Here is a 25,196-nt window from a genome sequence, read left to right as displayed (position 1 = left end):
TATTGCTTTGCAAGCATAAGGAGCCTATGTCGTTGTCATTTCCAGGAATACAGGAGAAATTTCATGTACGTAAAGTAAAGAAGGTCTGAATATTCAGCCCTTCTTTACTTTACATACGATTGCGAAGCGTTATATCGTTTACTTCATCAATGCGTAAGATCCAGCCTATCCTGGCAATTATCCGAGTGTAACGAAGTGCAAATAGTGCAGGATATGATTGAGGAGTATTCTTACTTAGAAGCTTTCCAAGCATCTATCTGCTTTTGCATTTCGGCAATAATTTTATCGGAGCCTGCTGTTTTGAGTTTGGCTACAAACTCATTATATTTATCTTCAGTAGCAACACCTAGATCGATAGATCTGTAATATTCATCATAGACAGCGCTTACTTTACCGATTTCACCTTTCACTGGCTCAGCATTGAATGTAAAACCCAGTAATTTGGAAGGGATTGCGGAATCGTTAATTTTCTTGGTGTCCTCCCATACCGTTTTAGGCATTCCTTTCTCTACATTTGCCAGATAGTTGGTAGCAAACATCCAAGGTACCTGCGGGTTATATCCTTTTTGATTGTCTCCAGGAACCATATATCCGTCTGCGTCGATCTTGTAGTGCTTATCTTTGATTCCGAAGTTTAACAAGTTATAAAGGTCTTTGTCCGTATTCAACAGCTCAAGCAGCATCATCGCTCTTTCCGGATTTTTGGAATTGCGATTGATGGCATGCATCGTTGCGATAATGCCGCTTGTTGTTAAGTGTGGAGTTCCCGCAGGAATATCAACGTAAGGTACTCCGCCTAAGTTAGATGCGAGTACGTCGCCTCCTGGCTTGAATGCGCCACCGATATTAATAGACCATTTTCCTGCTTTGCCCTCAGCCCAGTCGTCAGCTTTCTTGGAAATGCGTTCTTTGGAATTCAGGTAGCCCTTTGCATTCCAATCCCTCATGATCGAGGCATACTTCTTAACGCTAGCTGATTCGTATTGATTGATTACTTTGAGGCTGTCATCCGAATAAGCTACAGCTCCTGGAACGTTGATACCGACAATTGTTTCAAAATCAAACGCATCTTGGTACATGTTTAAACCTGTGATGAACGCTTTGTCAGGATAATCTTTTTTAATTTTTGCTAAAGTAGGTTCAAGAACCGATAAGTTATCGATGGTCAACTTACCGCTAAGTGCTTTCGTATCGATACTGTACTTATCAACAAATTCCTTCGGCATTTCGACAGCAGGGGTTCTAGCAGAGATCTGCTGGTTGACGAACCCGTAAATCTTACCCTTTACTTTGGTTGCTTCCCAGAACGTTTTCGGAACAGAAGCATAAGATTTTGGTGCATATTTAACGAGTAAGTCATCCAACGGTAGGAAGGCTCCTTTGGCGACGTTTTGGCTGTAGTTATTCATCCAGTTGGATGTGAATGTAAGATCATAGGGTTCACCGGAAGCGATCACCACTTGCATTTTCTGATCGAATTCGCCAAAGCTGAAAGTCTTGAAATCGACTGTTGCATTGATTTTGGATTTAATAACTTTGTTAACCTCTGCAAACACGGCATCTTGCTCAGGCTGTGGGAAGCTTCCTCCGACATACCAAGTGAGCTTCACTTCCGGAAGCGCTGCCGCCGAATCGGTCTTGCCGCTGGTCGCCGGACTGCTGGAGGGGGCTGGTGTCGCACTTGATGTAGTGCTTGAGCTAGTGGATCCGCAAGCAGAAAAAATCATACTGCTAGCAAGAAGTACGGTTGTTACGATGACACCTGATCTCGATAATCGAAGCTGTTGAAACATGTCTAATTCCTCCCTTAAACTTTAATTATATTCTTAAAATGGAATCATCCATGTTTAAGCTAACCTTTCACAGCGCCAACTGTGAGCCCTTTGACAAAATACTTCTGAAAGAACGGGAATACGAGGAGCATAGGGCCAGCAGCCAGGATAGCCATGGCCATTCGAGCGGACTCGGACGGCAGGACAATATTGTTCATCCCCGGAGGCATCATATTGCTAGAGCTCGTCAGATATTGGATGTTGCTCATCATGCGATATAACATGAACTGCAGCGGGACAAGAGATTCTTTCTCGATATACAGTAAGCTTAGCCACCAGTCGTTCCAATATTGCAGCAGGGTAAATAAGGCTATCGTGGCCAGCCCGGGCTTAGCAAGAGGCAGAACGATCTGGAAGAAAATTCTGAACTCGCTGGCACCGTCGATCATGCATGATTCAATAATGTTCAGAGGGATCTTTTGCATGAAGGACCTTAAGATCAAAATAAACCAAGGGATGGCCAAGTAAGGGAGAATAAGCACCCAGATCGTATTTTTCAAATGAAGGAAATTACTGATCAGCATGTAAGTCGGAACTAATCCGCCGTTAAACAGCATCGTAAAGAAAACGTAGAAGCTTAACGAATTTTTGAATTTATAATCTTCCCGAGAGATGGCGTATGAAATCCCGGCCATGATTAACACGGAAAGAAAAGTGCCTATCAAACAAACAAGAATGGATACCTTGAATGCATTCAAAATCTGTACAGGTTTGTATAGAACGTACCTGTATGCGTTTAGGTCGAATATACGCGGAAAAATGCTGTATCCATTTTTAACAATATCGGGTTCATTACTTACAGAAATGGAGATGATGGAGACCAGAGGGATCAAGCAACTAAGACAGAATACGATAAACAAAACATGTATCAATAATTGAGGAATCCTTCTCTTTAAAGTCACGGCAGAGCCTCCCAACCTCTAGAATAATTTATTTTCTTCGTTTACTTTTCTTACCACATAATTACTGAGTATGACTACGATAAACCCCATAAGGGACTGGAATAGTCCGACAGCAGATGACATGCCAATATCGCCAGACACTTTCAACATGCGGTACACATACGTGTCAATAACTTGAGTCACAGGGAATAATTGTCCGATTTCTCGGGGGACAAAGAAAAATAATCCAAAATCGGAGTAAAATATTTTGCCGATAGATAAAAGGGTCATGATCGTGATTAAAGGCATCAGCAGTGGAATTGTAATGTTGCGAATCATTTGGAGCTTGGATGCACCATCGATCGCTGCGGCCTCGAAGTACTCTTGGGAGATGCCCATGATGCCAGCATAGAAGATAATGCTCACATAACCGAGCCCTTTCCAGATATTAATGAATGTAAGGAAAAATGGCCATATCCAGGTTTCAGTATAGAATTCGAATGGAACCCCCATCTGTTCAAGGAATGTAGTAGCGATACCATGAGGTCCAATAAATGAGTAAACCATGTAAGCGACGATGATCCAAGAAAAGAAGTATGGAAAGAAAAATACAGTTTGATAAGCTTTTAAGACTCTTCTGCTGACAATTTCATTTAACAAAATGGCGAACACGACGGAAAGAAAGGTGCCGACCACGATAAAAATGAAATTGTACGCTAATGTATTTCTGATGACGATCCATGCGTCGCTTGAGGTGAAAAAGAACTTGAAGTTCTCAAATCCAACCCAAGGGCTTCGGAAAATGCCATCCGTATAATTGATGTTTTTGAAAGCGATGAATATTCCGCCCATCGGTATATAAGAGAAGATAAAAATAACAACGATAGCGGGCAACGCTAGCAATGTAATCTGGAAATTTTTCTTAGATTGCATCAGCCTTTGTTTTTTGAACTGCAAGTATCTCACTCCTTCATGTTAGTCATTGTCTGGTTTATGGTTTCAATATGACTCATTTTGTTTGGAACCTCAATTCCTCATTTCGTATCAATGTCCTGAAACCGTCTTTATCCTTAGTTCTCATATGATGAATGTATTCTCATTAGGGTTCAAAAAGAAAACTGGCTCAAGCTTGAGCCAGTTTAGTGCAACGCTATTTACATATGACAGTTCTCATTACGTATATGTATTCTCAAATGCACTTTTCTTCCTAGTCATTGCGTTGCTGCGGTATTGATTAGGCGTTACTCCGTACGCTTGTTTAAAAAGATTGTAAAAGTGGCTGCGGCTCAGAAATCCCGACTTTTCCATGATCACATTGATGGTTTCATCGGAATTGGTAATGAGTTCGCTGGCATACTTCAGCCGTATGTTATCGATATAATCGGCAACAGGAATGAAGCGGTGCTTTTTAAAAATATTCCCTAAATAGCGAGGCGATAAATGTACCCGATCGGCAATCGTATTTACAGATAATCCCGGGTTCGTGAATTCTTGGTTTATTGTCAAGATCACGTCGTCAAGAATGTTCAAATACTTGTTGTCTTTCTTGGATGCCAGTTCAAGCGCCAAATTGTCAAATAGTTGAAAGAAGTCCGATTGTATTTCTTTAAGGGTCTCAATTTTCTGGATGTTTTCCAAGTATTTGTTAAAGTTAAAGTCGATTTTTAAACTCAGATTAGTTTCCAGAATTTCTATCGCGTAACGAATGGATAACAATAAACGGATCATAACGGAGTTGATTACGGAATAGCTCTGTGTGGAAGCATTCTCAACCATGTTGGAAAATATGAGTTTCGCTTGGTCAAATTGACCTCGAATGATTGCATCCGTCAATTCTTTATCCTGATCCTGTGGATATTTATAAGTGTCGATGGGGATCAAATAATTATCAGCATAAGTGATCGAACGGTGTCCCAAGATCAATCGATAACAAGATAGATCCACGGTCTTCAAATAAGCGTAATTGAGCCCCGCCAAGGTATGGAAAGCTTCACTGCACGCGATGGATACCGAGATATTCAGGAAAGATTGTAGCTTTTGTTGAAACTCTTGAACGAGGTCGACAAATCGTTGATCATCGGAAGGAGGCTGTGCAGTATCGCCTCGACTCATCAATATGACCATGCGATCCTCGTCCATTTCAATACATTCCTGATGGTGTAATTGAGCTAAAATTTCCGAAACAATATTCACCATACCAAACATAAGCAAATTGCGGTCGGTGCGGTTATATTTGGTACTAAAATCCGAGAAATGATCAATTCTAAGCAGCACGATGACAAAGCAATCAGAGGGTTCGAGTTCAACATGGAATTTATTAAACTGTTTATTAAGAAATTCCGACGATGGCAACTCATTAGAAGCAACCAATGATCTTAGGAATTCTTGTTTCCTCATATAAAAGTCATTTTTCTTCTCGGTTTCCATAAGAAGGTAATTTTGAATAACAGAAGAGATAGGCACGTACAGTCGACGCGACAAATAGAAGGAAAGCAGGATGCTGCCAATAATGAAAGTTACCACAAGCAGTAACGTTTTTTGCTTCATTTTCTCAAGATCATGGATAATATAGGAATAAGGTGTAATGCTGATTAGCTTCCAATCGAACACATCAGTAGCGGCAAATGTAACAAAGGAATCGACACCATCAATCTCCATCCGGAAGTTCCCCATCTTTTCACTCGAGGATTGAATCTTCTGGATGTAGTTTTCTTGCTTCAATTCGCTTAACAAGGGATGCTTTTCATCGTCAGATAATAATAACCCCTCACGATTAACAATAAAGATACGATTATTGGGATCAGACGAACTAATGCTCTTCTTAACCCAATCTTCCGATACATTAAGGATAATTGCTTCATTTACTTTGCCGCTCTGTTCTTGGGAATCAAAAAATAAATAAGAATATACGTTAATAGAATCTGCAGCGTTAGAAGTAATGCCGGATAATATGTTCGGGATGCGTCTTAATACAATGCTATGGGTCTTGTTGTTATGGATATCATCAAGAATTGGGAAAATACTTGGATCATAGAATGAATTTCGATCATATACAAAACCTTCACTTGGAAGCGTATACATATGTTGACCGTTATAGATATAAATCGATTGAAGAAAGGGATAGATGTTTTTATACGATTGCAATTTGCTTTTGTATTTCACGAAATCTTCCGAATCGACATCGGAATACAAAAGATCTTTCACCATACTATCGAAAAAGGCGGTGATCGAAACCGTCTTGACCGATTCTTCCATTACGCTGACATTACGACTTGTATGCTCCAAATCTGTTTTATGCTGATTATAAACCAAATGAAGAGCATAATTCTCGAAATTGTTGTTTAGAAGGGAGAATTGGACAAACAGGAGCAATACCGTGCTCACAAGAAAAGGCAACAAAATCGTTAGAAATAGTTGAAACGGATTTTTAAATATGAATTTTTTAAGCATAATCCTATCCCCCCTTTCCATACATTACCTTCAATATTGAATGGAAACATGTAAGGTTTATAAAATCTCTTTCTCACTGTTTACCTTCACATTTTGTAATCTGTATTCGGTGAGCGAGACACCAAAGTATTTTTTAAAGCTGGTATAAAAGTAGTTCGATTTTTCGATCCCACATTTTTCTAAAATATCATTTATCGGCAATTGAGTTTGTCCCAGGAAGTCCTTGATCTTCTCCATACGCACTGTTGTAATATACTCGGCTACTGATTTACCGGTTGCATTTTTAAACAACTTTCCAAGATAAACGGAAGAAATGGACAACGCTTCGGCGCAGCTTGTTAATGTAAGGTTTTTATCAGAATAGTTAGCGTGGATCATGTCGGCTACGGTGTCGACGATCATATTCTTTTTCTTATCTTTTGTACCATCCTTTAAAAGAATAATATCATCGAATAACGTGAAAAATGTCCTTTCGATTTCTTCTAAGGTCTCAAACCCGGCCACTTTGTTGAAAAAATCGATCGAAATAGCATTGAATGTAGATTGTGAGCCTTCCACGATCCGATTTAGCGAATTGTAAATGGAGAAAAACAAGAATATAACAGATGTTAGGATCGTGTCATAAGATGAATGCTCCATTGATTTAATAATGTCCTTGTAGGCTTCCTTTGCAGCTTCACCGCTCCCTAACTTAAGAGAGTCAATGAGCTGTTTTTCTTTAGAGGCGGGAAATAGGAAAGAGCTGTCATCCACTTCCTTTAACATTTCAGGAGTAATAAGGCTGTAATGCCCTGATTTAATTCTATACATGGACAGGTTAAGCGTTTTTTCATAAGCGTACTTGATTTGATCCGGCGACTCGATAACATATCCAAGCGTTCCGGTTAACGAGATGTTCAAATACTTTTTGACGCAAAATTGGATTTTAGCTATGATGTCGTGAAAGATGTCCATGGACGGATCCGATTGCTCAGAAAGCCGTTCGATGTCAACCAATATTGTAAATTGATCGAATGTAGTTTCTATGACTTCGTTTCTGTAGTGCTCGTTTGTGATTTCCTTGGCTATATTAGCAATTCCAATTTTATATAAGGATCGGTCTTTTTCATTATGTTGGTCAACGAAATCTTTGTAGAAGTCAATTTTTAACAGGAATAAGAACAGATTGTTTTTAAAATTCAGATCAATTTGAAGTTCATTTTCTTTGGCCGACATTTTTTCAAGAGGTAGATAAGTTTGGCCAATGATTAAATTTTTTAGAAAATCATTTTTTAGAAGGGGAGCTGTATTTCGTTTCATATTTTCCAAAAGGATTGTTTTATCGATGATTCCTGTGAAAGCAGTTGAGAGAAAGCCAACCTCATCGATGTTTTTCTCCGGTTTACCATCTTGACCCAGCTTTTGTTTGATCCCCTTCGTGAGCGTTCCAATAGGATGATAAAGCTTCTTTGAAGCAAGGAAGGCGAATAATAGTCCCATTATAAGGACGATAAGACAAAAGGCAAGGGTAATCACCCCGTTCTTTTTAACACTTGAAAAAAACGTGTCATACGGCGTTATACTTATAAATTTCCATTTCAATTCATTGGAAGATACATAGGAAACGACATATTTTTTATGATTCAGTACATTAAAAAAGGTTCCTGATGGTTCTTTTGCATGAAGAATAGTACGGATATAACTCTGATCTGAAATATTTTGCTTGAACATATCGGGCGAGTAGTGGCTTACGATATCGCCTTTATCATCCAAGACGAAAATTTCATTTCCATATTTACCCATTTTATTATCCAAGGATGAAATAGTTAGTCTTAGCCAGTCCGCATCCACATTCAATACGATGGCACTGTCGAAGTCACCTTTATTATTATTTGTATCGAACAAAATATAGGTATATACATTGACATCGTTTACATTTGAACCATTTGTAACTGGGATTTTTCTTGGGATTGGATATAGACTAGGCGATTTGGCTGTTTGGGGACTTTTTAACATGCTTACAATCTCTTTATCATAAAAATCAGGACTATCATAAAACGTTTCTGTTGTGATAAAGGTATCGATTTTTTGGTTGTATATATAAGTAGAATATATATAGCTGTTGGGGATTGTTAAATTATTCAATGTTTTAATGGCACCGCCGATATTTAGAATATCCTGATCCCTGCTGTACGCAAAAGCCTTAATGGAATTATTAAGCATTAAGGATTGACAGAACTTTTTTGAAATATTATCCATATATACAGAGCTGTAGCTGATATTAGATAAAATATTTCCCTTCATTTCTTTTACAGTTTCAATAGAAGAAGAGGTGTAATTGTAGTACAGCAAGGAGGAAAGAATTAATATCAACGTGGTGATACTTGCTATGAAGGTAACAAGTAATTTTTTGTACATGCAATCACCTCTATAGAAGGATAATCGATCGAAATCAATTTTAATATATCCCCCAAAGAAACTCAATTTAAATGTGTTATTTTTCCATGACTGTTCATTTTTTAGAGATTCGGTCAATTATCGTAGCGCTATTTCTATTAAAAATCGGTGTTTTACTGTTTTTTTTCTGTATTCAGATCGTTGGTATTCGACTTATGATAGGAGCATCAAATCATTGCCGCCATGCAAAGGAGAATGCTTGTGGATTCGAAAACAACTATTAAAAAGAGAGTACCTGTCATAAGTGAGTTGATCAAAAACAAAATCTTTTATCTCATGATGCTTCCCGGGCTGATCTTCATAATTGTGATGTACTACCTTCCTATGTTAGGGGTTGTCATTGCTTTTCAACAGTATAACCCGATTAAAGGGCTTCTAAAGAGTAAATGGGTTGGTTTCACGAATTTCAAGTTTCTCTTTCAATCTGATTCACTTTTTCAAATCACATTCAATACGATCGCATACAACCTGATCTTCATAGTACTCGGTATTGGATTATCGCTCGTGTTTGCGATTCTCATCAATGAAATTGGCAATCGCTTTCTTGCAGGAGCGTACAAAAGCATTTTACTGCTTCCCTTTCTCTTATCCTGGGTAGTAGCTGAATATTTGCTGTACTCCTTCCTAAGCATGGACAAAGGTCTAATAAACAATCTTCTAGCACAGTTGGGAGCGGAGCCTGTTCAGTGGTATTCTGAACCGCTCTACTGGTGGTTTATATTACCGGCGGGTTATGTATGGAAGAACGTCGGGTACTTCTCCGTCATTTTTGCAGCAGGAATAGCAGGGATTTCCACAGAGTATTATGAGGCCGCGAAAATGGATGGCGCAAGCAAGTTTCAGCAAGCCATCAAGATTACGATTCCGATGCTGGCCCCGATCACAATTACTTTACTGCTGCTGCAGGCGGGGAAAATTTTTTACGCCGCTTTTGGGGATTGGGGATTGTTTTATAACCTGCCCAAGGAGTCGGGCGTGTTGTTCAGTGCCACGAATGTCATCGACACTTACGTTTACAGATCTCTGAAAAGCATGAGTGATTTCGGCATGTCTTCTGCTGTAGGACTTTACCAATCGTGTGTTGGATTTATCCTCGTTCTTGTATCGAACTTTTTGATTAGACTTTATGATCGCGACAGCGCATTGTTTTAGGAGGATGACAGGATGAGCAAACGACTTACGTTGCCTAACCTTATAATTAATGTTGTTTTTATGGTGTATTGCGTACTTTGCCTGATACCTTTGCTCGTTGTACTTTCCGTTTCTCTATCTGATGAGCAGTCGATATTCCAGTTTGGCTATAAGTTGATTCCCCTGAAATTTAGTTTAAACGCCTATTCCTACATTCTGAACGGAAATTCACCCATACTGAGAGCCTATGCCGTTACCATTATCGTTACACTCGCCGGCACGCTATTACATCTTATGATCTCGTCCTTGTTTGCGTATAGTCTTTCAAGAAAAGAAGTGAAGTACAGAAACATCGTGTCCTTCTTGGTCGTATTCTGCCTTCTGTTCAGTGGAGGGTTAGTACCGTGGTATATTCTGCTTTCGAAATACCTGCATATGAAAGATACGATATTTGTGCTTTTCGTACCTTACTTGGTTTCATCGGTAAATGTACTGATTATGAGAAATTTTTTTACACATACAATCCCAGAATCGATTATAGAATCTGCGAGAATAGATGGTTCAGGCGAGTTTCATACATTTTTAAGGCTGGTCATCCCCTTATCAACGCCAGTGCTCGCAACCATAGGTCTTTTCACTGCTGTCTTTTTTTGGAACGATTGGTTTACTGCTGCTTTATTCGTTGAGAACGGTAAGCTGTATACGCTGCAGTTTCTCCTGCAGTCTATCATGAACAACATCGCGTTTCTCCAAGCCAATTCTTTGACGGCGAAAGCCGTAGCTATCCAACCGGACGAGACGGCCAGAATGGCAACGTGCGTTCTAGCCGTCGGGCCTATTATTCTTACTTACCCTTTTTTGCAGAAATATTTCGCCAAAGGCCTTACTTTAGGCGCGGTGAAATCTTAAAGATTGGCTTTACCGGGCTTGATCCCGTTAAGCATATACAAAACAAATATGGAGGTCAGAACATGAACAAATCGAAGAAAATGGTAAGTTCTCTTGTTACGCTGAGTATTGGTTTTTCTGTCGCACTTACTGGGTGCAGCACTCCAAAGGCTGAGCCAACGGCTTCAGCTCCTGCGCCGAGTACTGCGGCAGCTCAAACGGCTCAACCAACGGCAACTCCATTAGCGCCAGTTGAACTTTCGTACTATTTCCCGGCTGGGCCTCAGAAAGATATGCAGTCCGTAGAAGATGCTGTGAATAAGCTAATCAAGCCAAAAATCAACGCGACGGTTCGCCTTAAGGGCATTGATTGGGGTGCTTACGAAGAAAAAATGAAAGTTACCATGGCTTCTGGCGAGCCCTACGATCTCGTCTGGACAGCGGCAGGCTTTAACAATTACTTTCAAAATGTGGCAAATGGAGCTTATGCGCCATTGGACGATTTGATTGCCAAATATCCTGACATGAAGAAAGGTACTCCGGATATGTTCTGGAATGCGGTCAAAGTTAAAGGACATATTTATGGCGTGCCTGTCTTCCAACAGTCAACCGCAGGGTACGGCTACATCATACAGAAAGCAGTAGTAGATAAGTACAAACTCGATTGGAAGTCTGTGACCAAGCTTTCGGACCTGACGCCTTTCCTGGAAACGGTCAAGAAGAGCGAGCCCAATCTAATACCTTGGGAATATAGCCAAGGGGGGGATCCGTTCCTTACAGCTCCGCCCATGTTTGGTTTTGAAAGTTTAGGAGATTCGAAGACACCTGGAGATCTGTATTTAAAAGATGGAAGCAAGGTTGTCAATCAGTATGAGACACCTGAATTCAAAGCCTATGTCATGATGATGAGAGACTGGTACACCAAAGGATACTTAAGGAAAGACGCAGCGACCTTAAAAGAAACTTCGGCAGATCGTAAAGCTGGAAAGAATGCACTTCAGTTAGGCCAGATCGATATTGACTCCGCAGCATTTGTGCAAGCTGGCATGGAGGCACCTGGAAGAATGTCTTACGCTAATAAAGATGTACAGTCTTACGACTTCCAGTTCGTGAAACCGCTGCTTACAACCGATAAAGCTGCAGCAACAATGACAGCTATATCTGCCAATTCGCCAAACAAAGAAAGAGCCATGATGCTTCTCAATCTTCTTAACACTGATAAAGAAATATACAACACACTTGTCTGGGGTGTTGAGGGTAAGCATTACAAGAAAGTAGCGGATAACCGGATTGAAACGATTAAAGACAGCGGCTTCCAAATGAGTTCTCCATGGGAGTTTGGCAACATGTCGCTGAGCTACTTGTCAGAGGGTGATCCAAAAGGAAACGATCAGAAGTTTACTCAAATGTGGGTAGATCTGAATAAAAACGCAACACCTTCTAATGCGCTGGGATTCGTATTTGACTTTACACAGGTTAAAGCAGAGAAGGCTAATGTTGACGCTGCCGTAGATGAACTTTTCTATGCCATCTCCAGTGGTTCCGTAGACCCTGACAAGTATTTGCCGCAATTCCTGGATAAGTTGAAAAAGGCGGGGTCCGACAAAATTATAGCTGAAAAGCAAAAGCAATTGGATGCTTGGAAAGCTACTAATAAGTAATTGAAGCTAAAGTGGGAACTTTGCATGTAATCCTACTCGTAGTGAATACATAAAAAGTTCCCCTTTTAACTCATTTTTTCATTACACCTATGATTATCTGGTTTTCAATCCATCACCTATGAACTTCCGAAAAAAGCATTAAAAAACTTCAAAAGTTAAATGTTAAAGGAGTGTTTGGTGGACTATGAAAAGCAAATTAAGACTTTTATCAATTATTCTAACCTTATGTTATTTCGTAACAGTTTCGCTTCCGTCATATGTTGCGGCGGCGACGGCAACAGGTACCCCTCCGGGAAATCTTGCACATAATGCCACTGTAACGGGGTCCACTTATGATTCAACTGGTCAGAGTGCCGGTGCTTGGTGGGGAGCCGCCCCATTTTCACTCAAAAACATAACAAGCGGCATAATAAATACCGATTTATGGGTTGCACCGAGCAAAAACGGCACTCCCGGCACTCCCGGCGATACTGCCGACGTATATCTTCTCATCGATTTAGGAACAGCAAAAACGATGAATGCCATTAAAATTTGGAATTATTATAGAAATCACGAAGCAGTAGGCTTAAGAACATATCATAACCAGATTGTTCAGCTTTCGGCAGACGGCATCAACTGGGTCAACGTATTCAATCAGGATGTCAACGATGTCGCTCATCAGGATCCAAATGACTCAAACCAGACATTTGCAAACGGCACTCTTGTAAACGGTGCAATCACGGGTGTTTCGGCCGGAAATGACGCCGAATATCAGGAGGATACAAATGCCGGCGGTCATCAGATTAACTTTGCACCGACAACTGCACGCTACATCAGATGGTGGTCTGGCGGCGAAACCGGCACAATCTCCAACAATAACCTTCCGCAAATGTGCCAGCTACAGGCTTACTATATGAACACCGTCACTTATGATTATAATGACGGAGTTAACCCTTCATCTACTGTAAAAGTAAGCAACGGCACCGTATTAACAAAGCCCAACGACCCTGCTTCCCAAACATTGGGTCAGGTTTTTGACGGATGGACAGTGGATGTTGCCGGCGGACCAGCGTGGGATTTCTCTCAGCCGGTAACAGGTGACATGAAGCTTGTGGCTAATTGGAAAACCATTCATGTATACACCGTTAAATTTTCTTACAGCGAGAATGCGGAACCAATTACTGTAAAGGTCACGGAAGGCAAAACGGTGACCCCTCCTGAAGGTCTGACAAGCGATGGTATGATTTTGGTAGGATGGGAGCTTAATGGAGTTCCTTATGATTTTTCCACTCCGGTTACAAATAATATAACTATGGCAGCGATATGGGTACCTGTGCCCACTCCGGATGCTTATGTAATTCCAGCAGGGTTGTTGAATATCGTGGTAAACAGCGCCGGTCAGGTTACAAAACTTATCAACACTCTTGATGGCACCGACTATGTTACAACCGGTCCGGACAGAAAGGCATCGTATCTGATGTCCCTGATTGTTAACTATGTTCCGCAGTATCCAACAGCGATACATTATGCAAAAGAAAACGGGACCTTAACCTTGGATTTTGCCTCTGTAAAGGGCAAGGCTACCGTAAATATTGATACAAAGGGCGGCTATACCAAATTTACACTGACAGATTTGACATTACCGTCGGGATGGTCGGCGCAGGCAGTATTATGGGGTCCCATTAAGGTTGGCATAACATCAGGCGGTCAGGTTGCAGGTGTTGCATACAACGACAAATTCGGCATCGGGATTCATGACTTGAACAGTAAGACCGTCGGTGGTTGGCCGGTTGAATTTAACAATTTAAGCTACCCATCGAATCTTCCGAACGTTAACGGATTCGCACATCCCCTCAATACCAGAGGTTTCAACAATGTCTCGGCTTCTTTCAGCACATGGGGCAGTGCGTTGCAGTCTTACACATGGGATTATACGAAGCCAACCGAGCGTAAGGTTCAGGCATGGAACGCCGCTTCACCTACGCGCACCATTCCCGCGCTTACCGGTGATTACGCAGGTGATGCGAGCATGATAGGCTCCTCAATTGCCTTGTTCGGAACAAGAACTCCCAACATTCTAAACGTTTTATCCAACATAGAGGTAAATGAAGGCTTGCCGCACCCGACGATTAACGGTAAGTGGCAAAAGACCTCTCTGGAAACAGCACAGGATTTCCTAGTGTTTACCGACAATATGTCCAATAACATTGTTAATGACTCCCAAATGGCCCTCGACGCAGGTATTAATTACATCTACGGGCAATACGGCGCGTCAGGTCCATGGATCACAGACGGCGGATTCCAGTTTAACGGCAACTTCGGCGGTTCCGATGCAGCGGCAAAACAGATGGTAGACACCGCTGCAAGCTACGGCATTAAGGTGGGCGTTCATACCTTGTCGAACGAGATTTCCCCGGGCGATGTGACATATATCAAGCCCCTTGCTAATGCCGGGCTCGCAAGCGCGGGCATTGCGCATCTGACAAGACCGATGTCGGCTACCGACACTACCGTTTATATCGATAACGGCAAGGAATTCTCACCGGATGCTGTCAACGCAGCAGGTTCAAATAGCGTTCTTATCGACAATGAAATGATTGCTTTTGGCACCTGCACTAAAGTGAGTGACAACGAATGGCAATTGACAGGCGTTACGCGCGGTTATCGTGCTACTACGGTAAGCGCTCATGATATAGGAGATGCCGCTAAGCTGCTTTGGTTCTATTATGACAGATATATTGCGGATATAGAATTGAATAAGCAGATGACCGACCGTATGGCAAACATATTTAATAACGTAGGTGTCCATGCAATGTCTTATGATGCATTAGAGGCAACCAAAATGACGACTTACGGTCCTCTTCAATTCAGCGAATTTCCTATCGCAGTTTATAATCGTATAAATGCAGCCGGAAACAAAGACGGATTTATTACAGAAGCAAGTGATATGGGCTCAAATTTATGGGGTGTGTCATCCAGAATCAGCTGGGGAGAATCCAATACACCGGTCAATCTCATTTACAATTATTTGGATTTTTACGGTCAAAATTTTTTCCCGGAAATGCTTGGCTGGACATACACCAGCGGAGGTCATGGAGCTGGCAACGAGCCTAACCTACTTATGAACCTTGCTATGAAGGCCGGTTGGAATGCCGGAACCGGCTGGTATGTTAATGCAAACACATTTAAATCTTTGACTTACATGGCAAATGATATCAAGCTTTGGAACAATGCGATAAAACATGGCGCGTTTGTTGTTGGCGGCAATTTCACGTCTGCGGTGCAGGCTAATATGAGAAAAGCATGGTCTAACGGCATGATCTGGAAGCTGACCGAGGTTGTACCGAATCAGCAATGGACCTTGCAACAGGTTACCAAAAACACTAGCTTCACTCCTATCGGAAACCCCATAACCCTGTATGCAACAAACGATATTCATGTTGTGCAATCCGCAAACGGTGATATTGCCACCAGCACAAGTCTTAACTACTCAAGGGCGCACAGCAGCGACACTGTGACTATTTACACCCAGGCATATTCAGGCTTTCAGCTTGACAAAGCCACTTTGAAAGTTACAGGCGCGGATAACACCGTATATCCGATAACGGCAAACGGTGACGGTACTTACACATTCCCAATGCCGTCGCAGGACGTGACAATAACGGCACAGTTTAAAGGATCTGATACCACTTCACCAGTTACCTCTGCAACAGTAACCGGAATTGCAGGAGCTGACGATTGGTATACGTCGAACGTAACGGTTTCGCTCCAGGCAACGGATGACGTATCCGGCGTTGCTTCGACTGAATATGCGCTGACAGTCGTACAAAGCGTTTACGGCACGCAATCGACAAGCGGCTTCGTTCCATACGCTTCGCCGATTGTGCTTGGCAACGGAATTTATGAAGTGAAATTTCGCTCGACGGATCAAGCGGGGAATTTAGAAAACGTTAAATCCATTCTCGTTAAGTCCGATAATGCGGCACCTACGTTCAAGGTATTGGCGAACGGAAATCCGCTGGCGGACGGCGATGCATTCGAGGATAGCCAAACGGTTACGTTTAATTTGCAAAGCGGGGATAACTTATCTGGAGTTGCTTCTCAAACCGTGACGGTGGATGGAAGTCCTTATGTGCCAGGAACAGCACTGAACTGGGCGGGGCAGCTCCGGGCCCATGTCATTCAAGTAACCGTAACGGATCAAGCGGGTAACTCTACGCAATGGAACGCAAACGTAACCGTAACGACAAGCGGCAATTCGATGCAGCTTCTTTTGAAAGCATTCTCTACATCCGGCGATGTGTCCGGGCCGCTGCTGATCCAGCTTTCCAACAAATTGACTCAAGCGCTGGATCATTTTGCCAAAGGTCATATGGATCAGGCGGTTAAACATATGCAGGATTTCCTTAAGCATATGGATAATACAGCTCTGGAGAGTAACATCTCCAACGATGCGAAGCAAGTACTGACTACAGATGCAAATGAGGTAATTAAAGCGTGGTCAAAATAAAAATTTAATTAAGCAAGAGGCCATGAAGAGCAAAAATGCTTTTTATGGTCTCTCTTTTGATTCTACGCAGTTTTCTTTTTTGTTGAATGTACGGAAATGAATTTTCGCCAGAAATCGAAGATTTTTCATTTTTTGTTGTTTTCGTATGTGAGGTAAGCAGGTATGATCAGGTCAATAAGTTGACTTATTGTTAAAAGGAGAGAATATCAAAATGGCGACCATGACAGCGGTATTGATAGGAGCGGGACAACGAGGTGCCGAAGCTTATGCTTCCTACGCATTGGACTACCCCGAAGAAGTGAAATTTGTGGCGATTGCAGAGATAGACCCTCTAAAGAGAACACGTTTCCAGCAGGCTCACGCTATCGATGATGGGTATGCTTATGAAGGCTGGGAGCAGCTGTTTGAAGGGCCAAAGCTCGCTGATGCGATCTTGATTTGCACGCAGGATCAAATGCATTTTGAGCCGGCCATCCGGGCTTTGGAGAAAGGGTATCATGTTCTTCTCGAAAAGCCGATGTCCCCTAACCCGACCGAATGCATTCTCATGGGGGAATACGCTGAAAAATATAAGCGAGTGTTTTCCATCTGTCATGTGCTTAGATATACCGAGTTCTATAAAAAGCTCAAGCAAATGCTTGTAGATGGAGCGATAGGCAGACTTATTTCTATCCAGCATACGGAAAATGTGGAGCACCGGCATCAAGCGCACAGCTTTGTAAGAGGGAATTGGAGAAATTCCGAAACTTCCAGCCCAATGATTTTAGCGAAGAGTTGTCATGACATGGATATTTTGCTGTGGCTAGCCGATGCAGACTGTACGAAGGTATCGTCATTCGGTGCGTTAACACATTTTCGCTCCGAAAGTGCCCCGGAAGGAGCGCCATTGTACTGTTTGGACGGCTGCCCTGCCCAGAACGAATGCCCGTATTATGCTCCTAAAATGTATTTGGAGAGAGAGGATTGGGTAGGTTCTGTGCTACGAAAAGTCGTCAGCAACGATGACAGCAGCGAGGGTGTCCTTCAAGCTTTAAAAAAGGGGCCATACGGTAGATGCGTATATCACTGCGATAACAATGTGGTGGATCATCAGGTTGTAAATCTGGAGTTTACGAACGAGGTTACTGTCGCTTTTACGATGTGTGCTTTCACGAAAGAAGGCGGTAGATCGATGAAGCTGATGGGAACACGAGGTCAGATCAGAGCCGATATGGAGAAAAACGTCATCGAAGTGAGCAATTTTGTTTCAGGTGTGACCGAAACGATTGAGATTGACGCTCCATTGGAAGGACATGGCGGTGGCGACTACGGCATCATGCGGGACTTCGTTCGGTTAGTGAGCAGAGGTGGGGATGAAGTTGGACTTACTGGCGCACGGAATTCCGTACAAAGCCATCTGATGGCATTCGCTGCCGAGAAGTCGCGTTTGGAGAGTCGGGTGATTAGCATCTGCGATTATAGGTTGGAGCTGAGAGAAAGCATCCATAAATAACGAATTTCATCATTCAACATGCAAGGAGTGATTGGTGTGAAAGATCTGAAAGGCAAAGTAGCACTCGTAACTGGATCAACTAGTGGTATCGGCAAAGCAGTGGCGATTGAGCTGGCTTCCCATGGCGCAAAGGTAACCGTCCATGGCATGAACGAAGAACGCGGACGTCATGTGGTGAGTGAGATTCACTCGCTCGGAGGCGATGCCATATTTGTACAGATGGATTTGTCTTCTCTAGAAGCCCCAAGGAAGCTTGTCGAACAAACGACGCAGCACTGGGGGGGACTGGACATTCTTGTCAACAATGCGGCGCTCATTTGCAATAAACCGCTGGAAAGCATTGAACACGGCGACTGGGATTCGCTGTTTGCGGTAAACGTGAAGACGCCATTTTTCCTAACAAAGGAAGCGCTTTCGTTACTCAAAGCAAGCGACAGCGGCGTCGTCATTAACGTAAGCTCGATCAACCGGCTTGTGAATAGCCGAAATAACCTCGTTTACGACGCTATGAAAGCCGCTTTAAACCATATGACGCGCGGTCTTTCGCTCGATTTGCGCGAGTCGGGCATTCGGGTGAACGCCGTCATGCCGGGGGGCACAGCAACGCCGCTTCTGAAGAAATGGTTTGATATGACGAACCATACGCCTGAAGAAGCTGAGAATCTATTGCAGACAGCGCGGAACATTACAACTCCGGAACAAATTGCACATGTGATCGTCTTCTTGGCCAGCAGCCAGTCTGCTTGGATTAACGGGGCGGAAATTCCGTTGGACGGCGGTTATTTCATCGGTTGAGGCAAGCGAATGGAGGACAATAAGCTATGACTGTTAAAATCAGCTTCCGAAAGTTAATACGTCGAACATGTGGGATCAGACGTTTCAAATCTTGAAAGACCGCATTCTAATAGGCGAGTGGCGCGAGTTGCGCTATGGCGCGGGAATGGATCAATTCGGTTTTCTATATGTTTGTTTAGGTACCGGAATCGGCGCAAGCTTAGTGGTCGATCACCATATCTATCATGGGGATCTCGGTCCGGCTATCATTATCGGCGGCGGGTTCAGTCAATCTGGCGATCTACTTCTGGAAGCTACAAGAAAAACGGTGCGGGCAAGGTTTCCAAGCGAAGATGTGATGAAAGTGAATATTTTACAAGCCGCTTTCCCGACGACGGCTGGTATGTTAGGAGCAACGGCGAATATTTTTCAAAAATAAGCGTAGAAGGTGGATGCATATGCTTCTTGATCAATATATCAGAAACATTCAAGAACAAATCGCCAACATACAAACCACACAGAAAAATGCCCTTATTTTAGTTTCCTGCAAAATTGCGGATTCGATAGAAAATGGTGGCATTATGCACGTTTTTGGGAGCGGTCACTCTCATATGATTGCGGAAGAAGTGTTTCATCGCGCTGGCGGACTTGCTTGCGTAAATGCAATGCTTGAGCCGTCGTTGATGGAAATCAACGTAGGCCGGGCTTCGCTGCTGGAGAGGTTGCCTGGTTATGCGGAAGTATTGCTAAGTGGATACGATTTGCGACCGGGGGAAGTCATTGTGGTCGTTTCCAATTCCGGCATTAACGCCGTCCCGATTGAAGTTGCGCTGGAGAGCAAAAAGCGGGGATTGTTCGTCGTTGCGTTAACGAATATGGATCATTCCTTAAAGACGGCGTCGCGTCATCCCAGCGGGAAAAAACTGTACGAAGCAGCGGATATCGTATTGGATACTTGCGGGGTACACGGTGATGCCACCTTGTCTTACGACGACAGTTTGCACAAAATAGGGCCAACTTCAACGATTGGCGGCATTGTGATTATTCAAGTTTTAACGGTAGCGGTTGTTGATGAATTAACGCAGAGAGGAACTGTTCCTCCGGTTTTGGTTAGTGCCAATCGGGATGGAGGAGACGGACATAACCGAGAATTAATTGATCGGTATAAGCAACGGGTCAGGTATTTATAAGAAGCACAAAAAAAGGCAAACAGGGAGAGGAGCCGAGTCCCATGCAGTATACCATTTTCGGCAACACAGGACTGAAAGTATCCAAGCTCGGCTTGGGCGGTGCGCCGCTGGCCGGAGACTTCGGGAAAACGGATGAACAGGAAGTTCATAACCTCATCCACGAGGCGATCGATAGCGGCATCAATTTCATCGATACAGCGCCCTTGTACGGGCGCGGCGAGTCCGAGCGGCGCATTGGCAAAGCACTTGCCGAAGGCCGCCGAAACCAAGTGATTATCGCTTCGAAAGCGGTTCGGTCGGATATTCGCTATGACTACGAAAGTACCATTCGTTCCGTTGAAGAAAGCCTGCAAAGGCTGCAGACGGACAGGATCGATATTTTGCAACTCCACGATGTCGAGTCTCAGGCTTACGATTTGATTATGAATGAAACAATTCCGGCGCTGCAAAAGCTGAAGCAAGACGGCAAAATTCGGTTCACCGGCGTGACGACCCGCAAACTTTCGCTGCTCATGGACTATATGAAAACGGATAGCTTCGACGCTATTCAATTTTACGCTCGCTATATGTTGATCGATCATACCGCCAAAGACGAGGTATTGCCGCTGGCGAAGAAAATGGGTATTGGGGTCATCAACGGAAGCGTACTGGGACTGGGTTTGTTGGCGGATGCGGCGGCGCATTTTTTGAATCCTGACATTTTGGAGAAAGCAGCGTTGCGGATGGAACAACTGAAATTTTTGCGCAAAACGGAGCCAAGAGGGTTGATCGAACCCGCCGTGCGCTTTAGCCTCAGCAACCCGGATATTCACGTGACACTGACGGGGACGTCGAAAGTTAGCTCTCTGCGCACGAATTTAGCATTTTGCGATGGGAAAGGGCTTGAGCCGGAGGAACTGCAAAAAGTATACGAACTGTTCCATGATCAGCCATTGTTGGATTAATAATAACCGCCAAAACGAAGGGAGAACCATGCCGTGACCAATTCTCAATTAAAGAGTTCCATTGCGAGCATCACCGCCTCGGAGCGTGTAGCCCTGCCGCATTGGGCGCTGCAGGAGCAGTTACTATTTGATACGTTGAACAAAGCGGCAAAAGAATTCGTCGCGCGCTATACCCGTCCGGACGGAACGCTCATTTGGTTCGATCATTGGCCGGGAATGGACGGATCGGATGATACTTATGAGGGTTTTATGAATTTGGCACTTCTGTACATGCTTGGGGGGAGCAGCGAGCTGCATGAAATAGCGCGACGCATTTTCGACGGTATCACCTGGCAATGGACGCATTACGGCCAAATCCACCGGGAGTTTGACGCTTATTACGACTGGATGCACCACGGTGAAGGTTATTTATACTTGTATTTTCTCGGGTTGGCGGGACCAGCTACGCTGAAAGATCGCCAGCGCGCACTTACATTCGCGAGCATGTACACGGGAGATGATCCGGAAGCGCTCAACTACGATAAAGAACGGAAGCTGATCCGTTCGCCGCTCAACGGCAGCCGCGGTCCGCGGTTTGTCGTGAACGAAGAGGACTGGAGTACGCACCGGGGCATTTTGGACGATTATCTTGCGCCCTATGAGGACATTCCCGGAGTCGATTTCGCCAGCGGCAAATGTGCCTGGTCGAACGACGAGGTGTATAAGCATCTCATTTCCATAATGAACGAGAGGATGAACCGTGGAGACGTGCCACTGAACTTGAACGCGACCGGGCTAGTCACGCATGCGTACATGCAATCCGGCGATCAGAACTTGCGCAATTGGGTTGTCGAATATGTGCAAGCGTGGCAGGAGCGGAGTGATCGCAACGGCGGCATTATTCCGGACAACGTCGGACTGACCGATCAAATTGGGGAGTACAATGATGGCAAATGGTGGGGCGGCTACTACGGCTGGCGCTGGCCACACGGCTTCATGACGATTATTGAGCCGTTGACGAATGCATGTATGAACGTAGCGATGCTGACAGGCGATTTGACCAGGCTGCAGCTTGCGAGAGAGCAGCTTGATCGGAATTGGGAATTGCGCAAGGAACAGGACGGCAAGTGGCTCGTCCCGTACAAGCATTTTGACAGCGGTTGGACGGATTACCGCGAAGCGCTCCCGAAATATCCGATTTACTTATGGTCGATGTCGATGGCAGATGAAGATTTGGATCGCATCGAGCGCATTCCAAAAGACCACGATTGGAACGAAGTGATCGTACCCCGGTTTTCAGGTCGCGACCCGAAAACAGGAAGGGAAACGAAGCATTACATCGGTAACACGCAGCCGTGGTTTCAGTACATTCGCGGTCTGAATCCCGACTATCCGGAGCAAATCTTGCGCGCTAACTACGAAATGATTGGCAATCAACTGGCGAAAATGCGGGCGCCAGACGGAAATCCGCACAATTGGACGGAGCATTATAATGAAGGAATGTATTCCGCCATTCATATTTGGCAAGAAATGTGTCCGGTTTACTTCGAAGGTCTCGTGCAGTTGACGTTAGGGGGGCCGATGCATATCTCTCATGGTGGGCTGCAGCACGGCCGAGTCCGTTATTTCGACGATGCAGAGAAGCGTCCGGGGTTGCCGCAAGGCGTTTCGGCTTTAGTCGAACAGCTAACGCCGGACTCCGTAACGGTCCAGCTCGTGAATACGAGCTTGTTCGATACGCGTGAGCTCATTATTCAGGCTGGCGTGTTCGGCGAGCATCAATTTACGATCGGCGAAATCATCGGCAGTAACGGCGAAGTCACTGGGACGGTGGCGGTGAATGGAAAGTGGCTTCGTGTGGAATTGCCGGAGGGGACGGGCATTACGCTTCGCCTAGGCATGAAGCGCTTCTCGAATACGCCGACCTACACGATGCCCTGGCCGGAAGATGACAAGCAGCTTATTCAAGGGCGGGTTGGTTCATGATTATCGATGCGCATCAGCATTATTGGAAGCTGGACAGAGGCGATTACGGCTGGCTGACGCCTGAGATGGGGAGAGTGTTGTACCGGGATTATCGGTCGATTTACTCATTAGACCTCAAGCGTTTTTCGGAATAAGACAATTATTAACACTTGTGCCTAAGATGAAAGCCGTTGTCGATCACATCGGATTTCCCGACATTGCGAGGGGCTGGGATACGGCTTGGGAGAGCGGCATAGCTCAAATGGCGAAGTTTGCCAACGTGGCATGCAAGTTGTCCAGTTTGGCGACCGGAACGGGAGGCTGCAATTGGAAAGCGTCGGACTCGGCGCCTTACATCAAGCGTGTTGTCGACGTATTCGGCCCGGAACGGATGATGTTCGGCAGTGATTGGCCGGTGTGCTTGCAGGCTGGAGGCTACGAAAACATGCTTCAGCTAGCAGGCGATTCGCTGCCCCCCGAGCTCGGTGAGGGGGAGAGGAGTACCATTTTTGGCGAAAACGCTATGAATTTCTATCGATTGCAAATGAAAGTTTGAGGTGGATGCCATGTCGACAAACGCAACCCGCAAAACGGAAATCAAGATCGCCAAGCTGCACCCCGAACAAGTGCAACGATATCAGCAGCTGCATGACGAAATACCGGAACAGAATATAAAGCATATGCAAGAAGCAGGTATCCTGTCGCTACGAATTTTCCGCGAAGGTTTGACCTTGTTTATGATCGTAGAGTCGGATTCATCGCTGGAAGTACCGGGTCGGAACGTGGATGAATTCGTGGAAAGGGAATGGCAACGGCTTACCGGCGCATGCTTCGCGAAGATGTGGAAAGAAGCAAATGAAATTTACACCTTCACCCTTAGAAATATATAATTTCAACATGATATCTCCATTTCTTGAGAAAACGATGGCCTTACGAGAAATCGTAGGGCTTTTTGATTTTTCAAACTTGGGTAGCAAAGATCAGAGGTATAACAAACTATAACATCAGGTACCATGCCATTTCTTCTCCATTAGGCAACACAAACAAGACAGGGGAGTAGGCTATTGTCGTTTTTGACTTATTTAACAACATTTTTCCTGAAATGCCCCGGCGTTTCCCCCGTTATTTTCTTGAATGCGTTTGAAAAATGGGGGACGTCTGAGAAACCGCAAAATTGTGTGATTTCTTCCATGGTGTAGTCCCCTTGTTTGAGTAGCTCTTGAGCATGCTGTATGCGTAAATGTAAAAAATATTGATGGGGTGAAACACCAAATTTTTCTTTGAATAGAGCAGAAAACCTTGAAGGCGAGAGTCGTGCTCTCTTAGCCATATCATCAAGTGATAACGATTCCGAAAGATGGCTGAAAAAGTACGAAGTGATCCAGTTCAAAGATTGTGGCTTTAACGATTTATCTTCTTGCTTCAAATCACTAAATTCTTTCAATAAACTAATGATCAAATCCTGGAGCAAATGATTGGCTTCCATTTGGCTGATCACATCCCCATTTTGCCAAAGCCCAACCATTTTTAACAAAGACTCTTTGTAAACGGAGCGATGTGTAAGCTTAAATTGGACAGGGATCGAAATGTTCATGAAGTCGTTCAATCGAGGCTGCATAAGATGCTGGTATTCTCTTAGATCTATCTGTCCCGGCTTTGTTGGAAAGCTTTGTTCACGTGCTGGATTATAGAAAAGATCGAAATGTGCAAATGGCGTTATCGTTCGAGTGATCCCCTTTAAAGAACACAGTTCACCCGGTTGAATAAGGCAAAAGTCGCCTTCCTGAAATTCGAATAAGCTGCCGTCTAGCTCGATTTGACAGCTTCCTTCCTGAATGTAGATGAGTAAATAATCCAAGAGTTTCCGATTAGGTACGGTCCACCCTGGTTGTCTTACTGCATAGTCGGATTCTCGGATGTAGGGGGCGATGGGGCGCTCTTTTATGGCTTCAAGAAAAGATTGTTTCAAGGGGACAGCTCCTTCTAGAACTTTTAAAGATAATAAGATTTTACAAGAAAACAGTAGGGTTTCACAATGCTTTTTTAAGATAATTACTATATATTTAAGATAATTCTTAAAGATT

General features: G+C 43.9%; 19 protein-coding genes. 13 read left to right on the top strand and 6 right to left on the bottom strand.

Annotated elements, in window-relative coordinates; genetic code table 11:
• Positions 1-230: 230 nt before the first annotated feature.
• The 5 genes from AC58UU_RS23620 to AC58UU_RS23600 form a co-directional block, all read right to left on the bottom strand.
• Positions 231-1,793 carry an ABC transporter substrate-binding protein gene (locus tag AC58UU_RS23620; protein ID WP_497319337.1) on the bottom strand — a complete coding sequence of 521 codons (1,563 nt, stop codon included), beginning with the start codon at positions 1,791-1,793 and terminating at the stop codon, positions 231-233.
• A gap of 59 nt (positions 1,794-1,852) precedes the next feature.
• On the bottom strand, positions 1,853-2,734 hold the full coding sequence (locus AC58UU_RS23615) for a carbohydrate ABC transporter permease (protein ID WP_497319335.1): 882 nt from the start codon (positions 2,732-2,734) through the stop codon (positions 1,853-1,855).
• Between the two features lie 18 nt (positions 2,735-2,752).
• Positions 2,753-3,679, bottom strand: a complete 927-nt coding sequence (locus AC58UU_RS23610; RefSeq protein ID WP_497319333.1) for an ABC transporter permease — start codon at positions 3,677-3,679, stop codon at positions 2,753-2,755.
• A gap of 207 nt (positions 3,680-3,886) precedes the next feature.
• The gene (locus AC58UU_RS23605) at positions 3,887-6,163 is read right to left on the bottom strand and encodes a helix-turn-helix domain-containing protein (RefSeq protein WP_497319332.1); all 2,277 of its coding nucleotides are present in this window, start codon (positions 6,161-6,163) and stop codon (positions 3,887-3,889) included.
• A 57-nt stretch (positions 6,164-6,220) separates the two neighbouring features.
• On the bottom strand, positions 6,221-8,560 hold the full coding sequence (locus AC58UU_RS23600; protein ID WP_497319330.1) for a helix-turn-helix domain-containing protein: 2,340 nt from the start codon (positions 8,558-8,560) through the stop codon (positions 6,221-6,223).
• 315 nt (positions 8,561-8,875) lie between these two features.
• Here AC58UU_RS23600 and AC58UU_RS23595 point away from each other — a divergent pair, with 315 nt between their 5' ends.
• From AC58UU_RS23595 to AC58UU_RS23535, 13 genes are all read left to right on the top strand, one after another.
• On the top strand, positions 8,876-9,751 hold the full coding sequence (locus tag AC58UU_RS23595) for an ABC transporter permease (protein WP_497319359.1): 876 nt from the start codon (positions 8,876-8,878) through the stop codon (positions 9,749-9,751).
• A gap of 12 nt (positions 9,752-9,763) precedes the next feature.
• Positions 9,764-10,639, top strand: coding sequence for a carbohydrate ABC transporter permease (locus AC58UU_RS23590; protein ID WP_497319328.1), 876 nt, complete (start codon positions 9,764-9,766; stop codon positions 10,637-10,639).
• 62 nt (positions 10,640-10,701) lie between these two features.
• Positions 10,702-12,279 carry an ABC transporter substrate-binding protein gene (locus AC58UU_RS23585; RefSeq protein ID WP_497319326.1) on the top strand — a complete coding sequence of 526 codons (1,578 nt, stop codon included), beginning with the start codon at positions 10,702-10,704 and terminating at the stop codon, positions 12,277-12,279.
• A 184-nt stretch (positions 12,280-12,463) separates the two neighbouring features.
• On the top strand, positions 12,464-16,768 hold the full coding sequence (locus tag AC58UU_RS23580) for an InlB B-repeat-containing protein (RefSeq protein ID WP_497319324.1): 4,305 nt from the start codon (positions 12,464-12,466) through the stop codon (positions 16,766-16,768).
• Between the two features lie 211 nt (positions 16,769-16,979).
• Positions 16,980-18,260, top strand: a complete 1,281-nt coding sequence (locus AC58UU_RS23575) for a Gfo/Idh/MocA family protein (RefSeq protein WP_497319323.1) — start codon at positions 16,980-16,982, stop codon at positions 18,258-18,260.
• A gap of 36 nt (positions 18,261-18,296) precedes the next feature.
• Complete coding sequence (locus AC58UU_RS23570; protein ID WP_497319321.1) at positions 18,297-19,055, top strand: SDR family NAD(P)-dependent oxidoreductase; 759 nt, start codon at positions 18,297-18,299, stop codon at positions 19,053-19,055.
• 67 nt (positions 19,056-19,122) lie between these two features.
• Positions 19,123-19,473, top strand: coding sequence for a hypothetical protein (locus AC58UU_RS23565; protein ID WP_497319319.1), 351 nt, complete (start codon positions 19,123-19,125; stop codon positions 19,471-19,473).
• Between the two features lie 19 nt (positions 19,474-19,492).
• Positions 19,493-20,224, top strand: coding sequence for a sugar isomerase domain-containing protein (locus AC58UU_RS23560; protein ID WP_497319318.1), 732 nt, complete (start codon positions 19,493-19,495; stop codon positions 20,222-20,224).
• Positions 20,225-20,265: 41 nt separating this feature from the next.
• Positions 20,266-21,168: an aldo/keto reductase gene (locus AC58UU_RS23555; protein ID WP_497319316.1), complete on the top strand. Its 903-nt coding sequence runs from the start codon at positions 20,266-20,268 to the stop codon at positions 21,166-21,168.
• Positions 21,169-21,201: 33 nt separating this feature from the next.
• A complete protein-coding gene (locus AC58UU_RS23550) occupies positions 21,202-23,133 on the top strand; it encodes a DUF8034 domain-containing protein (RefSeq protein ID WP_497319314.1) in 1,932 nt (643 codons plus the stop codon).
• Complete coding sequence (locus tag AC58UU_RS23545; protein ID WP_497319312.1) at positions 23,130-23,267, top strand: hypothetical protein; 138 nt, start codon at positions 23,130-23,132, stop codon at positions 23,265-23,267. The genes AC58UU_RS23550 and AC58UU_RS23545 overlap by 4 nt, the downstream gene beginning before the upstream one ends.
• A 17-nt stretch (positions 23,268-23,284) precedes the next feature.
• Positions 23,285-23,668, top strand: a complete 384-nt coding sequence (locus AC58UU_RS23540; protein ID WP_497319310.1) for an amidohydrolase family protein — start codon at positions 23,285-23,287, stop codon at positions 23,666-23,668.
• A 10-nt stretch (positions 23,669-23,678) separates the two neighbouring features.
• Positions 23,679-24,002, top strand: a complete 324-nt coding sequence (locus AC58UU_RS23535; RefSeq protein ID WP_497319309.1) for an L-rhamnose mutarotase — start codon at positions 23,679-23,681, stop codon at positions 24,000-24,002.
• A gap of 188 nt (positions 24,003-24,190) precedes the next feature.
• Here AC58UU_RS23535 and AC58UU_RS23530 read toward each other — a convergent pair whose 3' ends face one another.
• Complete coding sequence (locus AC58UU_RS23530; protein ID WP_497319307.1) at positions 24,191-25,081, bottom strand: helix-turn-helix domain-containing protein; 891 nt, start codon at positions 25,079-25,081, stop codon at positions 24,191-24,193.
• Positions 25,082-25,196 lie beyond the last annotated feature (115 nt).

Source organism: Paenibacillus sp. JT22N1 (assembly GCF_059692155.1).
Note: the sequence above shows the minus strand (reverse complement) of the source record. Positions and strands in the feature narration are given on the sequence as shown.